This is a genomic window from Hyphococcus luteus (assembly GCF_002943565.1).
In the GTDB taxonomy this organism is placed as follows: Bacteria; Pseudomonadota; Alphaproteobacteria; order Caulobacterales; family Parvularculaceae; genus Hyphococcus; species Hyphococcus luteus.
Genome location: NZ_PJCH01000005.1, coordinates 1 through 16,150, shown reverse-complemented (window position 1 = coordinate 16,150; position 16,150 = coordinate 1). Strand labels below are relative to the sequence as shown.

Here is a 16,150-nt window from a genome sequence, read left to right as displayed (position 1 = left end):
TCATGGAATTATGCTTTGCGGTATCAAACGAGTGACTTTTTCAGCAGCCTGTTAGATGTTCAGTCCCGGAGAGAGATAGAATCACGGTAGCTGATTCTTCTTCATTCCGGGAGGATTTATGGGACAGGTACTTCACGGCTGCGCCACGACCACTCACGCCGCCCGAGCGGCAATACAGCGATCGAACGCTACAGTCGCGGAGCTTGCCGAGAAGCACGGCGTCAACCCGAAGACGGTGATGAAGTGGCGCGGGCGCGAGGGCGTCGAAGACCTGCCGATGGGGCCGAAGGAGCCGCGCTCGACGGTGCTCTCGCCGGAAGAAGAAGCGCTCTGCGTCGCGTTTCGCAAGCACACGCTGTTGCCGCTGGACGACTGCCTCTACGCGCTGCAGGCGACGGTTCCGCATCTGACGCGTTCGTCCCTGCACCGGCTGTTCCAGCGCCATGCCATCTCGCGCCTGCCGGAGACCGACGGGGATCAGCCCTGCCGAAAGAAGTTCAAGGCCTATCCGATCGGCTACTTTCACATCGATATTGCGGAAGTGCGCACCGAAGAAGGCAAGCTTTACATGTTTGTCGCCATCGACCGGACGAGCAAATTCGCCTTCGTCGAGCTGCATGAAAAGGCGAAGCGCCGGACCGGCGTCCGTTTGAAAGATAGACGCGGTAGATTTGTTCGGCGCGGTCAGCGAGGCGTACTGAGATTTCGCGCCCGGCTCACGGGCGCGTTGGGTCCTGCGGCGCGCCCGGTTCCAGCGCGGTCTTCGCGCGAATTTGATTTGGGGCAGGCGTCGCCATTCAATCATCGCCCGTATAGTAGAAAGCGGGCCGGAATGCGGATATGCGGCGACGCCGGACTGGCGTCGCCGGCGTTTCAGCCGGCGTTGCAAGCGAAGCAGTTCGCCGATGGCGAAAGCTTGTTCGGCGAGATGATCGGGCGGAAGCGGTTAATTGCACCGGCTTTGCCGATGCACTCGCCGTTTTTCCGTAAGCGCATCATCGAGTTTTTGATAGTGGCAATGGCGGCTTTCGATGGCACTCGCGTCATTTTCGAAGGGGAGGGCGTCCAATCCGAAGCAGCGCTGTCCTTCGTAGTAGTGCTTGACGAGAAGACCGCCAGCCTACCGCCGTTTGATCCGGCCGTAGCATCCTCTCAAGATTCGAAAGCGATGGCAGTCATCGCCCTCCCACACCCACACCATCACTGGGACGCCACTGCCAAAGATATCTTGTCAGGTAACGTTATTCCGTTTTACCATTCCAGCGTAGTAGCATTTGCTGTCAAATAAATGCCGAGACCAACAAGCGCCTCAGAGCAGCCCGGAGGGCGGTCCGCCGTGAAGCCGGAACTCCTAAAACATTTTGCGCCAGACCAGCGGTATCTAAGAGTTGAATCCTTATCGGAATCATACACGTCTCCGCTAGCAGAACTAATCCGGTATGCAGCCTTCGGCGCGGTAATCAGCCCTTATGAGGAATCGGATGCTGACGACGTAGTCAATAAAATCCTTCAAATAGTAGCGCCCACAGAACTTGTAACAAAAGAAGTGATTATGCAGGCACACGCTACTGGCGTTCGCATATATATTGAGACTGAACGATATGCAAAACAGACGCCTGTAATCTCGATTCCGATACTCGTCGATGAAGTTTCCCCTGAAAGTGTTGCTTTTGCATTCGACTTGGCTGATTTCACATTTACGCAGGGCTTTATGAAGAACTTCATCCGTGACGACAGTGAGATTCAGAATCTACGTGGCCGTAAGCACATTGTTGCTCTTTGTTATCAACAGCTTTCTAACGCCCTCAGCGATTTTCGATTAGAGAAACGAAATCCCGAACAATACGTTGTCGGAATAGAACACCTTACTGAAGGAATAAATATTCTTGCCGCTACGATTAAGAATCCCAGAAAAGCCATCATATACGATGCGTAGGAGGGAAATTCGAATCGGATTGGTACGCTTTTGGACCATAATCCGTCCCTCGTGAACATTTCGGTCTTTGTGAAGGGTTTCGGTCATTCAGGCCTCCCTCACGATGGCCGGCTGCGACGCCGAGCGGATGAGATCAATCAGGGCGCCAATGACGCCCAAAACAGCTGCCAAAATTCGACGCAAAAAAGCCTTCAGCCACGCGGCGATACGTTTGAAGTTGTAGCCGGCGGCGGCGAGGACGGCGTTGATGCAATCGCCTTCCTTGCCCTTGAGGTAATTCCGGCCCATCCGGTGGTCGTTCTTGACGTGGCCGATGATCGGCTCGACAGCGCTGCGTCGCCGCAGCTCTCTTTTGATGTCGCCATGCACGCCGCGCTTCTGTCCGGAGAGAAAGACCCGAAGCGGCTTCGGCGCCTCATGACCCCTATAGCCTTTCTCGGCATAGGCCCGCTCAGGCTCAGTCCCGATCCAGTCGGTCAATTCCTCAATGACCGTTTTTAAAGTGTGACCGTCATACGGATTTCCGTGGAACGCCTTCGCATGAACGACGAACATCCCGCCTCGAGCCTTGTCGTTTGTTGTGGCGATCGACACCTTGCAGCAAAACTCATAAGGCTGCTTCGCCTTGCCTTTGCCGATGCATTCCGTTTCCGGCGCATGCAGCGAATAGATCTTCCGGCCGCGCTGGCGTTTCTTTTGATGGCGCAAAGTAATGGCCATCGACAATTCATCCGCAAACGCACTTTCCAGATACGCGGTGCCTTTGATCTTGCGCCGGATGTCCCGAATCACCCGTCCCAAGCGGATATTCAGGAACTTCACCTCGCGCTTATGCCTGCGGAACTGCTTTGCATGCGCATAACGCTGCGACATGATCAGCGCCCTCTTATCGCCGCGGCCTGGGACGTCGTCGGCCGGAAAGTGTCGAAAGAACGCCTGATCTCGGATATTTACGAGACTGCGGTGACGTCGGTCGGATTGCCAGTCGCGGAGGATTCCGACGCGATCCGCATGTTTCGCATCGTGCTCGCCGAGGGGCGCAGCCTTAATGCATTGTGCGACGGACAGCGTCGATGGTGGATTGAGCGAAACATAAAGGCCGGCGACCCCTCCACGGTATTGACTAATGAGATATGCATTATATATATATCAATCAAAGTTGCCACGGCGTAAGGACGCTGTGGTGGGGGTTCGCGAGCGAACGAGCGAGCCAGCAAGGAGCGGTCCAGAAAGGAATTCGGAGTCTGATCTGCTGATTTAGTAGGCAGGCTACCCCAAGAAAATTGAATCCTGCGGCGGTTAAGAATCTGAATTAACTGTGAGCTTGGGCTAAAGCAGGCTCGACTCGATAGGTGCCGGGAGAGGAAGCAAATGCTCAGTACGCGCGATAATGACCTGTTGATCCAAACTGGTCCGGGAACGCCGCTTGGGGCGTTGATGAGGGAGTATTGGGTGCCGGTCGCGCGTTCGGCGCAGCTTGTCGCGGGTGCGGCTCCAACTCGGATCAAAATCCTCGGCGAAAAATTTGTTGGTTTTCGCAGCCCTGACGGAGCTGTCGGATTTATGAATGAAGCCTGTCCGCATCGCGGGGCGTCGATGGCGCTGGCGAGAAATGAAAAATGTGGATTGCGATGCATTTACCATGGCTGGAAATTCGCGCCGGACGGCGAACTTCTGGAAGCGCCTACGCATCCTGAAAGCGCGCCGTTGAATCGAATGAGAACCGGCGTACGACCGGCAATCGAACGCCAAGGGATAGTTTGGGCCTGGCTCGGGAAAGGCCAACCTGCCGAATTTCGGCCGCTGGCATTCACAGACCTTCCGGACGACCATGTGCTAGCGGCTACGGCGGTGATTAACTGCAACTGGCTGCATCCTCTGGAAACGTTGTGGGACGTGTTTCACGCGCAAATTCTTCATAATCAGACGAACCGACGCTCGGTGCGGGCGGGAGCATATTTTTCTGCCAACGAAACCCGAATGGCGGGCGACATCCCCTTCAATTATCCCGAACTGACGGTTGAGCGTACAGAGTATGGGTTTACGCATGTCAATAGCGATGCAGCAAAAGAAACGCATTTCCATTTTATAATGCCGTTTATCCAGCATCATACGGTAACGCCCGGCATTCGCGATGACAAAGCGCTACAAATCAGTGTGCCGATTGACGACGATCATACGTTGCTATGGATGATTTTTTACAACCGGTATGGCCCGTTACAGCCAAATGGTTTTGCGATGCAGGGCTTCGGCAGCTTGCCTGACTTGAATAACTTTCTAAGCGAATTTCCTGTTCGGACCGCCGAGAATCGTTGGGGTCAGGACAGGGAAGCGATGGAAAAAGGCGAAAGCTTTTCTGGGTTCAAAGGCAACACAATACTCGAGACAATTTTCCTTGAGGATGTTGGATGCATCGAAAGTCAAGGGCGTTTGGACCGCTCGAAGGAGTTGCTCGCACCGGTAGACAAAGCATTGATCGAGGGGCGGCAAACCGTTCTCGATGCTATTGAGGCCTACCAGTCGGGAAAGCCGCCAATAGGACGTGATCTGGATCTGAGCGGCGTGGAGGCGGAATTCAAGGTTAAAACTCAAGCCGCCTAACAAAAGAAGCTGCAAATCCTCGGGAGGGAACAATGAAAGAGTTAGTGAACAAGAAAATCAAAGTCTTGATGGCGTCGACGTGTCTTACGGTTGCTGTGCCGGCCGGCCACGCTGTGGCGCAGTCATATGGCGAACAAAGCGCGAAAGCCTCCACCGTAGACTTGATTGTCGTCCAGGCCCGTAAACGAGATGAGAGTGCGCTCGAAGCGCCGGTCGTGGTTTCGGGAGTGTCGCGCAATGTGATAAATGAACGAGGACTGAAGGGCTTAACGGATATCGCCCGGGTCGTTCCTCAGCTTGTCATCGGTGACGCGTCTAGTGTGTCCGGTGGTGCGATTTCGCTACGGGGAATCACAAGTGGCGAACAGAACCATTTCAACGACCAGGCTGTAACATTTAATTTCGACGGTGCCGTAATTTCGCGCGCTAGCGTTCAGCGAATGGCGCTGATGGACCTGGAGCAGGTGCTTGTTTACAAAGGGCCACAAGCCCTCTTTTTCGGCAAGAACGCCTATGCCGGCGTTGTCGATATACAGAGCGCGAACCCAACCGACGAATTCGAGGTCGGGGCAAGCCTCGGATACGAGTTCGTCGGTTCAGAGATTCGGGGCGAGGGTTATATTTCCGGTCCGCTGTCGGATACTGTCGGCGCAAGGTTCGCTGTTTATGGATCGGGATTGGACGGTTATTTTGATAACACGGCGCCGGACGACCCCCTTGTCGGGCCGAGCGACCGGGATCTACCGGACCATCGCGAGCTTGCTTCCCGATTGACTTTGACTTTCGATCCCAGCGATCGGTTCGATGCGGTTCTTAAGCTGAATTACCAAGATGTGGAAAGCGCCGGTACTGCCGCCGGGCAACAGTTGGTGTCATGTCCTTTTGGAGTGTCGCAGGTCGGCGGCGCTGTTGATGGTGTTGGGGCTCCCTGTCGAATTGATGATAAAGTTGAGCGATCCGATCTTGGGCCGAATTTTAAAATTCTGGATTCTGATTTTGGCGACGTGCCATATTTCGAGCAACAGCAATTTCTCGGAACGCTCACGGCCAATTTAGAGATTTCGGATACGCTGACTTTAACATCAGTGAGCAGTATATTCGATTCTTATTCTGAGATAATGGATAACGTAAACAATGCAACTGCCGCTCAGTTTATGGTGCCGTCCTTTCAAAACCTTGATGTGACTGAGTTTTCGCAGGAATTGAGACTGCGGACTGATTTTGACAGTCCCGTCAATTTTCTCTTAGGCGGATATTACCAGCATACAGATTTTGACCGGGTGTTCAAAGTCGCCTTTCGAGCGAACGCGCCGATCATGTTGTTCAATGACTCCGCGAAGCAAAAAGGCGACGCTTATTCAGTTTTTGCGCAAGCGACTATAGATATTACAGACACATTGGAATTAGCGGGTGGCGGTCGATATTCTTACGAAGAGAAAGATTTTTCAATTGCACTGGCGGGCGTTCCCGCAATGACGGCCGTGCCCAAATTAGACTGGGATAATTTTTCTCCTGAAGCGACGATCACCTGGCGGCCAACCGCGAATCTCACGCTGTTTGGCTCGTATAAAGAAAGTTTTCTCTCGGGCGGATTTAACGCGGGTTCTGGTAATTTGACGCTGGACCGGTCCTTTGACGAACAAACCATTAAGGGATGGGAGGGCGGCGTGAAATCGATACTCCTTGATGGAACGCTGGCGTTTAACGTTGCGGCGTACACTTATGATCTGGATGGTTTGCAAATATTGACGCAAGCCGGACTTGATCAATTCGTCACTAACGCCGGTGCGGCGACCGTGAAAGGTGTGGAAGCAGACTTCAACTGGGTGACCCCCATAGAAGGTCTTAGCTTGCTTGGAGCTTTTACTTACAACGACGCTGAATACGATGAATTTGTGACCACGTGTTATGGTGGACAGACGATTTCTCTTGGCTGTAATCTGCAGCCGAACGGGATGGGTGTGTTTACAGCCCAGGATCTTTCCGGTAGCCCATTGCACAGGGGGCCGGAGGTTAATTTCGACGGCGGCTTTTCATTCGAGCGGTCGTTAAGCTCCCGATTTGTATTGGGCCTGAACAGTAACGCCAGCTACAGTTCCAAGTATTTTGCCGACGCGACACTTCAGCCGCGAAGCCTTCAGGACGAATACTGGTTGGTGGACGCGGGCGTCCGGTTGCGGGATGCCGAAAACGGCATTCAGATTGAATTCATTGGGCGCAACCTCGGCGATGAATATTACATGGTTCGAGCTGGCGACACGATTATAACAGGAAGCGGCACGGGAACGAGCGCAGGCACACTGTCTGACGTAAATGCCGTGATCTCCAGGGGGCGCGAACTTTGGCTCCGGTTTTCCTACAGTATCTGAGTATTTTCGACTTTTCTTGCTCCGAAAAACTAGCATGTTGGCGGTGGCGATCTGTGTTGAGTGACGAACGCGAAACATAAAATTGTGTTTTCTGGTCGTGGCCGGGAACAAAGGTAAAGCGCATTTTAGCGGCAGCTGAGTTTGCGTGTTGGCTCGGTGGGAGCGGTAACGTGCAAGGAGGGCTTTGATGAAACTCGGCATGTACAAGTCAGACAGCGAAAATCGGGCTTGCATTGTTCTGGGTAATGAGATTGTCGATGTGGCTGCGCTTGCCGAACTAGGATATAAAGGTGAGCCGCCTTCTAACAGCATCATACCGTATATTGCGGCAGAGAGTGCTGAACAGCAGGCGGCTCGGCAGCTTGTCGATAAGCTTCTGGGTGGAGACGGAATCAAAAATAAGCTCCGTCGGCGTCAATTGCTGTTTGATGCTGACGAAGTCCACCTTTCACCTCCATTGAGGCCGCGTCTCATCCTTTGCGGCGCCATGGGATATAAAGACCATCTCGACGAAATGGATGTCACAAGTTTGCCGAAAACGCCGGATGCATTTATCAAGCTATCAAGCTGCGTAATTGGTCCGGAAGATGAGATTGTTTTGCCGGCACATGAGCCGGGCATGGTCGATTTCGAGTGTGAACTTTCGGTGGTCTTTGGCAAGAGATGCAGCAATGTTGCCGTCAACGAGGCGCTTTCCTATATTGGCGGCATCACTATGATCAATGATGTCGGGTCGCGTGAGGGCTTGCCGGAATGGGAAAGCGCGGCCGCGGCGGGAGATGCTCTGGGCGCGATGAACTTTTTCCACCGTATTATCCGGGGAAAACAATTTCGAACATTCTGCCCGATAGGACCCGTCGTGACCACGGCGGATGAAATCGTCGACTTTCAAGATATCAATGTTGGAACGCGATTGAACGGACGGGTAATGCAATCTGCGAATACACGGGATCTCGTCTTCCCAATTGCGCATAGCATCGCTTATTTTTCCCGCTGGTATGAGTTTATGCCTGGGGACGTGCTTTCAACGGGCTCGCCCGCCGGTGTCGGCTATGCGCAAGATCCCAAAATTTTCCTGTCCCCGGGTGACAGAATAGAAGTCTTCGCAGATCAGGTGGGTACGCTTGGTAACACTGTTGTGGCTTCGGTTTGATTGTGGCGAGCTAAGACTTTCAGTGAAAACCAGAGCTTCATTGGCCTTTCATATGCAAGCCTGTTGTTGAAACTGTTTGTAGGCATTTGTACGGGATTATTATTTTGAAAAGCGATGTAGAAAGCGTTCATCAAACTTCAAGAGTCAGCCAAGAGGCATGGCTCGTGCTGGCCCTGCTGACCACGGCCATGGCAATCAGCTTTGCTGATCGCTACGTCTTGGCCATGCTGATTGAGCCGATAAAAAAGGACCTTGGATTCTCCGATTCCAAGATTGGTTTTATTACCGGATTTGCATTCTCGGCGTTTTATGCGTTGTTTGGTTTGCTCATTGCACGGATTTCAGACTCATACGGCGTGCGGCGGGTTATTATCGCTTCGCTCGTATTTTGGAGCTTAATGACAGCCTTGTGCGGAGCAGCGCAAAATTTTATTCAAATGCTTTTGGTGCGGTTTGGCGTTGGTGCCGGCGAAGCAGGCGTTGCCCCTGCTGCGCATGCCACCCTTGCCCGGATGTTTCCGCGGGATCGCCGCAGTCTTCCGCTAGCGGTTTTTAGCGCCGGTGGACCGGCGGGCATCGTATTCGCTTTATTGACCAGCGGTTACCTGGAGAATTTAATCGGGTGGCGTTGGACGTTTCTGATAATGAGTTTGCCGGGTCTTATTCTTGCAGCCGTTATACTTAGATATATCAAACTCATTCCCGACCGCGGTTTGGGCGCACAGCCCACGGAATCTTCGGGCGGAAACTGGGCGGCGATAAAGAGTCTTTTTCGGACGCCGTCATTTATCAGCATCAATTTACTACTTAGCGCGCTCGTTTTTTTTGCTTTCGGTCAAGCTCAATGGATACCAGCGTACTTCGAGAGAAGTTTTGGCGCAACGCGAGCTGATCTTGGGCTCACGCTTGCTTTGACGCAGGGTATTGGAATGATTATCGGCGTTGTAGCAGGAGGACTTTTTTCTGACTGGCTTATGATACGCAATCCAAAATTGCGTAACTATTTTATCGCGGCGACGTTGGTTGCAGCCGCGCCGCTGGCGGTCAGTGTTTTTCTGGTTTCAACTATGAAAATGGCGTCTATTTTCATTGCATTGGCGACGCTTTTGACGGCGCTTCCAAGCGGCGCGTTGTGGGCCAGCATACAAGATGCAGCTCCGGATCGCTTCCGTGCGACAGGTTCGGCGTTCGCAATGATGGTGGCGTCGATGTTGGGTCTTGGACTAGGTCCATTGTTGATAGGAGTGTTAAGTGATTTACTGGCGCATGAGCATGGGATTCATTCATTGCGGTTTGCATTATTGTATTCTGTCACTTGTACCGGAATCTTGATGTTGGCGCCGATCGCCAGCATAATTGCCGCGCAACGACGGGCGTGATGAGAAAATATTCCTGAAGAGGGCCCGCGTTTTCGTCACCGGCAAACCCAAGACGGCGGCGACAGCACGACGCACCCGCGCAAGTCCGTCACGCTGATACGATCATCCCCCGCATTGGCCAAAGGTTATTGGAGAGAAGGCATCAAGCGATATCGCGACATAGAAAAATGCGCGTCATCACGGCAACGCGCTAGCTTTAGCCAAGTCTTCGGGAAATCTGAACCTAAAACGCCGGATACCGCCTCCGCTTCAATGATCTTCTGGCGTGTGGTCGCATAGGAGGAACAAAAAGTTGAAAAACGCGGCAATCAGTCTTGAGGATAAGTATACCCTGAGGGAGGGCCGTGTTTTCGTCACCGGCACCCAAGCTCTCGTGCGCCTCGCGCTCATGCAGCGCTGGCGGGATGAGGCTGCCAGTCTCAACACGGCAGGCTTTGTGACCGGGTACAGAGGATCGCCGTTGGGAAGCGTCGATCAGGCGTTCGCCCGGGCAAAGAAGTTCGCCGATGACGCCGACATTCGCTTCCACCCGGGCGTGAACGAAGATCTCGCCGCGACTTCCGTGCTTGGCACCCAACAAATTAACCTACACGAGACCGCGAAGAAGCAGGGCGTCTTCTCGATCTGGTATGGGAAAGGTCCTGGCGTCGATCGGTCTGGCGACGCCTTCCGTCACGGCAATCTCGCTGGCTCTGCGCATCACGGAGGCGTGCTGATCCTCGCCGGCGACGACCATACATGCAAGTCGTCGACGACATCGCATCAGAGCGAATATGCCCTGATGGATGCAATGATACCAATCCTCAATCCGGCCGGCGTTCAGGATATCCTCGACTTTGGGCTGTTCGGTTGGGCTTTGTCCCGCTACGCCGGCACCTGGGCTGCTATGAAGCTGGTGGCCGACACGATGGATTCCTCCGCCTCTGTCCAGGTTTCTGATTCGCGCATAGCGGTCGGCTTATCGGTTGATTTCGACATGCCTTCTGGCGGCCTGAGCATTCGTTGGCCGGATACACCTCAGGAGATGGAGCGGCGACTCCACAATTTCAAAATTCCGGCCGCTTTGGCATTCGCGCGAGCAAATCGCCTTGATCGCGTCACCCTTGGCGGCGTGCGCCGCCAATTGGGTATCGTGACCACGGGAAAATCCTATCTCGACGTCCTGCAAGCGCTTGAGGCGCTTGGAATAGACCAGCAGCGGGCCGCTGAACTTGGCCTTTCGATATACAAGGTGGGTATGGTCTGGCCGCTCGAGCCCGAGGGCATCAAGACCTTCGCGACCGGTCTTCAGGACCTGCTCGTGATCGAGGAGAAGCGACCGCTTCTGGAAAGCCAGATCAAGGATATCCTGTTCGGTCTGCCCGCAGACCAGCGACCGCGCGTGTTCGGCAAGAAGGACGAGCATGGGCGTATCGTGCTGCCCGCGCATGACGATCTCTCATCGTCGCTCATCGCGAAGGTTATCGCCGAGCGATTCATGCCCTGGCTTCAGGACACCGAGTTTGCGAAGCGCGCCCGGCAGGCGATTGCTTCGGCGGCGGCACTATCGCAGTCCGCACCACTCGTCGAACGCACACCATATTTCTGCTCAGGCTGCCCCCATAACTCGTCGACCAAGGTGCCGACCGGCAGCCGCGCTCTCGCCGGCATCGGCTGCCATTATCTTGTACTGAGGATGGACCGCGACACGGCGACCTTCACCCACATGGGTGGCGAGGGCGCCAACTGGATCGGCCAAGCCCCCTATGTGCCCACAGAGCATGTCTTTCAGAATCTCGGCGACGGCACGTACTTCCACTCCGGCTTGCTCGCCATTCGCGCGGCAGTCGCGGCCAAGGTGAACATCACATACAAGATCCTCTTCAACGATGCGGTCGCGATGACAGGAGGTCAGGCGCATGACGGCCAGATCAGCCCGCAGCGCATCAGCCACCAAGTTCGCGCCGAGGGCGTCGAACGGATCGCGATCGTCTCCGACGATATCCAAAAATACGCCGACCAGCCGGCATTCGTTGGCAACGTGTCGATCCATCATCGCAGCGAACTTGACGCCGTTCAGCGTGAACTACGCGAGCATCGCGGCGTCTCCGTCCTGATCTACGATCAGGTCTGCGCCGCGGAAAAACGTCGCCGCGGCAAGCGCTCGGCCGCGAAGCCTGTTACTAATCGCCACTTGTTCATCAACGAGCTGGTCTGCGAGGGGTGCGGCGACTGCTCCAAGAAATCGAACTGTCTGTCGGTGACGCCCATCGATACCGAGTATGGTCGCAAGCGCCGGATCGACCAGTCCACCTGCAATACGGACTTCTCCTGTCTAGAAGGCTTTTGTCCGTCATTTGTAGGGGTTGAGGGTGCTTCCTTACGCAAGCCGGAGGCGACCGATCTGGAAAGCCTGCTTGCCGTCGATCTTCATCAGCCACAGATAAGGCGCCTCGATCAACCTTGGAACATTCTGATCACCGGGGTCGGCGGCACGGGGATCATCACGATCGGTGCGATCGTCACAATGGCCGCCCATATCGAGGGCAAGGGCTGCACCACCCTCGACATGACAGGCATGGCGCAGAAGGGCGGTCCCGTGACCTCGCACATCCGCCTCGCGGCCAGCCCAGAGGACATTCATGCTTCTCGAATCGCCACAGGGGCCGCTGATCTGCTGATCGGGGGCGACCTCGTCGTCACGACTAGCAGGGAAGCTCTCGACGTAATCAATAAGGGCACTACCCATGTCGTGCTGAACCAGCAGCAGACGATCACGGCCGACTTCATCCGCGATCGCAACTTCAACGTCCCTGCCGATCGTCTCGTGGGTGCGGTTAGCGCGACCGCCGGCGCCGGTAAGGTCGATCTCGTTGCGGCGACCAAGATCGCCGAGAAGCTCCTCGGCGATTCCATCGGGGCCAATCTTTTCTTGGTGGGCTATGCCTTCCAGCGTGGTCTGATCCCCGTTGAGGAAGGTTCCATCCAAACCGCGATCAAACTCAATCGTGTTGCGGTCGAGATGAACACCACCGCTTTCCGGCTCGGGCGACTCGCGGCTCAGAGGCCCGACCTTTTTAAGCAAGTCGACGCACAGCAGCCTGGCCTCGCGGCAATCGATCACCGCGCACCATCCACATCGATTGAGGAGACCATCTCGCGGCGAGTGGCGTTCCTGACCGACTATCAGGCCAAGTGGTACGCACAGCGCTACGAGTCGTTCCTCACAAAGGTCAGGGCGCGCGAGGTCGAGGTCATGGGGAGGGAAGGCTCTTTTTCTGAAGCCGTTGCGCGCGGGCTCTTCAAGTTGATGGCCTATAAGGATGAGTATGAGGTCGCGCGCCTCTACTCCGGTAAAGCCTTCCGCGAGATGCTGTCGGAAACCTTCGTCGATGGTGGCCGATTGTCCGTCCATCTTGCGCCGCCGCTCTTCGCCAGGAAGGATCCGACAACCGGCATACCGCGAAAGATGGCCTTCGGACCCTGGGCCTTCAAGATGTTCGCCGCCTTGGCACGAATGCGTCGCTTGCGCGGCACTCCGTTCGATCCATTCGGTTACACCGCCGAGCGGCGAACCGAACGCCAATTGATCCTCGACTACATGGACTCGATCGGCCGGCTTTTGCAGGACCTCACCCCGGCTCGCGTTCCGCACGCTATCGAAATCGCCAGCCTTCCCGATGACATCGCAGGCTTCGGTCATGTCAAGGCGGAGAGCGTTCGCAAAGCGAAGATTCGCTGGCGTCTGTTGGAGGGAAAGCGGTGTTTTTAGGGGGCCTTTTTAGTTGCTTGTGAAAAACACCGAAGCGGTGAAATTGAATCGGAATTTATGAGTTGTACGGAGTAATAAACGCAGGAAACGGGCGTTTTGAGGTCGAAAAGCTGCATTTATCGCTCATGTCGCAGGACAACTTGGTGTCTGTACTGAGCATTATACGCAGTATGCTGAGCGTAAAGAGACGATGCTTGAACATCATTGGCAGGCGCTCGGTCATCTGGAGCTTCGTCCGTTCAAAGCGACGGATATCAAAACCTCCGTTTCGGCCGCCGCAGAAGCTGCGTTATCGGGAGAAGGCGGAAAAACAATCGTCGAGGCGGTCAGCGCCTGTCTCGCGATTGCCGGGGTCGCGCCTCCAGGCCCGTAAGCCTACGCCGAGGGCCGCCTTGATCCTTTGATACCGGGGCCGATAATCGGGTCCATATTCGGGTTCGGGATTTCTCATTGCACAGTAAGCGGTGCGCGGACCCCACGTTTACGCGGTGATTGACGCGTGCTATGATCTGCGCGCTTGGCTCTTTGACATTGTAAATTATTTTGCAGCGTATGCGAACGGCAAGAGTTCGTCGATGCGGGCCTGCGGCCAGCCGTTGGCGATTTTGGTGAAGATGTCGGTGAGATAGTCTTCCGGATTGACATCATTGAGTTTGCACGTTGTCAGGAGCGAGGCGAACCGGGCCCAGCTGTGAGCGCCCTCGGCGTTGCCGGCGAACAGGCTGTTTTTGCGCAATATTGCAATCGGACGAATCGAACGCTCGACAAAATTCGAGTCGATTTCGAGCCTGCCGTCATCGAGATAGCGCATCAGGCCTTCCCAATGATTGAAGGCGTAATTGATATCCTCCATCAGCGTTGAACGCTGGGACAGAATCTCGCTTTGCGCCTTCAGCCATTTATGGAACTCTTCCATCAGGGGCTTGGCCTTTTCCTGTCGCACATCGCGCCGGTGATTTGGCGGCTTGCCGCGTATCGGGTCTTCGACCTCATAGATCCTGGCTATTTTCTGGACCGCTTCCTTGGCGATCGATCCGTATCCGTCCTTGATCTCGTCGAAGAACCGGCGGCGCAAATGCGCCATGCAAAATGACAGCGCGATAGGGCTGTTCTTTTGAGTGTCGTTGGCGACCGCCTTGTAAGAACTAAGCCCGTCGACCTGCACGGCGCCGCTCACGCCTTCGAGCACTTCAGCCGCGCTCCCCTTGCAGCGGCCCGGCTTATAAAAATAGGCGACTGCAGGCGGCTCATCGCCAGCGTAAGGCCGCGGATCGCGCGCCAGCGCCCAAAGCTGGCCTTTCTTCACCTCGCCATTGCCGGGCGCAAGCACCGGCATCGGCGTTTCGTCGCAAAAGAGCGGCTCGGACTGCTTGATGTCCATAACGAGGCGATCATAGACGGGCTGCACTTCATAAGCCGCGCGCCCGATCCAGTTGCACAGCGTCGACCGGTCAAGATCGACGCCGCTCCTCGCAAAAATATCGGCTTGCCTGTAGGCGGGAAGATAATCGCCGAACTTTGAGACCACCACATTAGCGATCAACCGCTCCGTCGGCAGGCCGCTTCTGATGATATGCGGCGCCGCCGGCGCCTGGACCAGCGCGTTCTCGCATTTGCGGCAGCCATAGCGCGGGCGGCGGGTGCGGATCACTCGCAGCCTTTGCGGCACGATGTCGAGCCGCTCGGAGACGTCTTCGCCGATGACGTGCAGGGCGCAGCCGCAATCGGCGCAGACGTTCGCTACCGGCTCGATGACCTGGTCTTCACGAGGCAGGCTCGCCGGCAAGGCGCCGAGATTGGCCTTGCGCGCCCGCTTTTCGGCGAGCGCCGGCTCAAACGCTTCCTGCGCCTGTTGGATTTCGCCGATCGCCTGTGCGGTGTCTTCAAGCAGCAGCGCCAGCTGATCGGCGTCGAGCTTTTCGGAACGCCGTCCATATTGGGCGCGATTGAGGACCCGCACATGATGGTCGAGCCGGTCGTTTAATTCCTGCAGTGACTGGACGCGATGTTTCAGGCCGGCGATCTCTTCGTCGCGTTCCGCAAGGCTGCAGTCGCGATCGGCGATTTCCGATGTGAGTTTTTCCTTTTCGGCCTGCGCTTCGACCGTCAGCGCAGCGATGATCGCCTTCAGCGCATCTGCATCGTCAGGAAGCTGATCAAGGCGAAAATCCATGCACATTAATGTGCGCTGTTTCGCTTTCTTTCCCAACAAGTTTTTGATAAACTCAAGCGATAATTTTAGGCTTTCTCGTTCGGCGCGCCGTATGCACTTTTCTCCAGTCAATGCCTTCCACAAGCGCGCTGAACTGAACCGGCGACAGCGACATCACGCCGTCATTAATCGGCGGCCAGCGAAACGACCGGTCTTCGATCTTTTTATGCACAAGCACGAGCCCGGAGCTGTCCCAGGTCAAAATCTTCACCGCGTGTGCGTTTTTCGGCCGGAAGATGAACGCCGCGCCGGAGAACAGATCAATCTTGGTGATTTCCTGGACGATCACCGACAGGCCCTGATGGCCTTTGCGGAAGTCGACCGGCTTCGCATAGAGATAAAAGCGCTTCGGCGCATGTCCGTTGATCATGGGCTGGTCAGCGCCGCCCGCGCAGCGCATCGAGCACGATATTCAACAGCACCCGGTCCGTCCGCGGGAGAACCCGCACCGTCGCCCCGCCGACCTCTATCTCAATCGGCGAGCTGTTATCACGGTCAAAACGGCGCGCACGCCCCGAACGATAACGATCTTCGCCCCGCGGCTGGTCGCCGGCGTCATCATCCACAACGACCTCAACAAAATCTTCACGCCGCGCGCGGCGGCGATGGTCACGTTCGGGATTCCGCTCATGGTCGGAATGCGTTCTATCACTGGTCAAAATCAAATGCCTCAAAGCGGAAATTCATCAATGAGACAATGATGGCCCACGCCGACCGTCAAGAACAGGTGGGGTCCGGGCGTCGCTTAC

General features: G+C 55.5%; 10 protein-coding genes and 3 pseudogenes. 10 read left to right on the top strand and 3 right to left on the bottom strand.

Annotated features, from left to right (window positions below):
* Positions 1 to 118: 118 nt before the first annotated feature.
* Positions 119 to 628: pseudogene (locus CW354_RS04875) on the top strand (transposase family protein); the annotation flags it as partial.
* Between the two features lie 708 nt (positions 629 to 1,336).
* Positions 1,337 to 1,936 (top strand): hypothetical protein, encoded by a 600-nt coding sequence (locus tag CW354_RS04870; protein WP_133162185.1) that lies wholly within the window; start codon positions 1,337 to 1,339, stop codon positions 1,934 to 1,936.
* Between the two features lie 87 nt (positions 1,937 to 2,023).
* Here the strand turns inward: CW354_RS04870 and CW354_RS04865 are convergent.
* Positions 2,024 to 2,833 (bottom strand): annotated as a pseudogene (locus CW354_RS04865) (transposase); the annotation flags it as partial.
* Here CW354_RS04865 and CW354_RS04860 point away from each other — a divergent pair.
* The 7 genes and pseudogenes from CW354_RS04860 to CW354_RS04830 form a co-directional block, all read left to right on the top strand.
* Positions 2,825 to 2,989: pseudogene (locus CW354_RS04860) on the top strand (IS110 family transposase); the annotation flags it as partial. The pseudogenes CW354_RS04865 and CW354_RS04860 sit on opposite strands and share 9 nt — an antisense overlap.
* A gap of 318 nt (positions 2,990 to 3,307) precedes the next feature.
* The gene (locus CW354_RS04855) at positions 3,308 to 4,537 is read left to right on the top strand and encodes a Rieske 2Fe-2S domain-containing protein (RefSeq protein WP_104828943.1); all 1,230 of its coding nucleotides are present in this window, start codon (positions 3,308 to 3,310) and stop codon (positions 4,535 to 4,537) included.
* Between the two features lie 32 nt (positions 4,538 to 4,569).
* Positions 4,570 to 6,906: a TonB-dependent receptor gene (locus CW354_RS04850; RefSeq protein WP_104828942.1), complete on the top strand. Its 2,337-nt coding sequence runs from the start codon at positions 4,570 to 4,572 to the stop codon at positions 6,904 to 6,906.
* Between the two features lie 187 nt (positions 6,907 to 7,093).
* Positions 7,094 to 8,059 carry a fumarylacetoacetate hydrolase family protein gene (locus tag CW354_RS04845; protein ID WP_104828941.1) on the top strand — a complete coding sequence of 322 codons (966 nt, stop codon included), beginning with the start codon at positions 7,094 to 7,096 and terminating at the stop codon, positions 8,057 to 8,059.
* Between the two features lie 104 nt (positions 8,060 to 8,163).
* Positions 8,164 to 9,438, top strand: coding sequence for a spinster family MFS transporter (locus CW354_RS04840; RefSeq protein ID WP_133162184.1), 1,275 nt, complete (start codon positions 8,164 to 8,166; stop codon positions 9,436 to 9,438).
* A 292-nt stretch (positions 9,439 to 9,730) separates the two neighbouring features.
* On the top strand, positions 9,731 to 13,189 hold the full coding sequence (locus tag CW354_RS04835; RefSeq protein WP_104828939.1) for an indolepyruvate ferredoxin oxidoreductase family protein: 3,459 nt from the start codon (positions 9,731 to 9,733) through the stop codon (positions 13,187 to 13,189).
* Positions 13,190 to 13,307: 118 nt separating this feature from the next.
* A complete protein-coding gene (locus CW354_RS04830; protein ID WP_104828938.1) occupies positions 13,308 to 13,562 on the top strand; it encodes a DUF4158 domain-containing protein in 255 nt (84 codons plus the stop codon).
* A gap of 165 nt (positions 13,563 to 13,727) precedes the next feature.
* Here the strand turns inward: CW354_RS04830 and tnpC are convergent, their stop codons facing one another.
* Entirely contained in the window at positions 13,728 to 15,362 is a 1,635-nt protein-coding gene (tnpC, locus tag CW354_RS04825; RefSeq protein ID WP_104828937.1) for an IS66 family transposase, read from the bottom strand.
* Positions 15,363 to 15,414: 52 nt separating this feature from the next.
* Positions 15,415 to 15,771 (bottom strand): IS66 family insertion sequence element accessory protein TnpB, encoded by a 357-nt coding sequence (gene tnpB, locus CW354_RS04820; protein ID WP_104829984.1) that lies wholly within the window; start codon positions 15,769 to 15,771, stop codon positions 15,415 to 15,417.
* On the opposite strand from tnpB, the gene CW354_RS22975 reads away from it, so the two are divergent.
* A complete protein-coding gene (locus CW354_RS22975) occupies positions 15,770 to 16,102 on the top strand; it encodes a hypothetical protein (protein ID WP_104830365.1) in 333 nt (110 codons plus the stop codon). The genes tnpB and CW354_RS22975 overlap by 2 nt on opposite strands.
* The last annotated feature ends 48 nt before the right edge of the window (positions 16,103 to 16,150 follow it).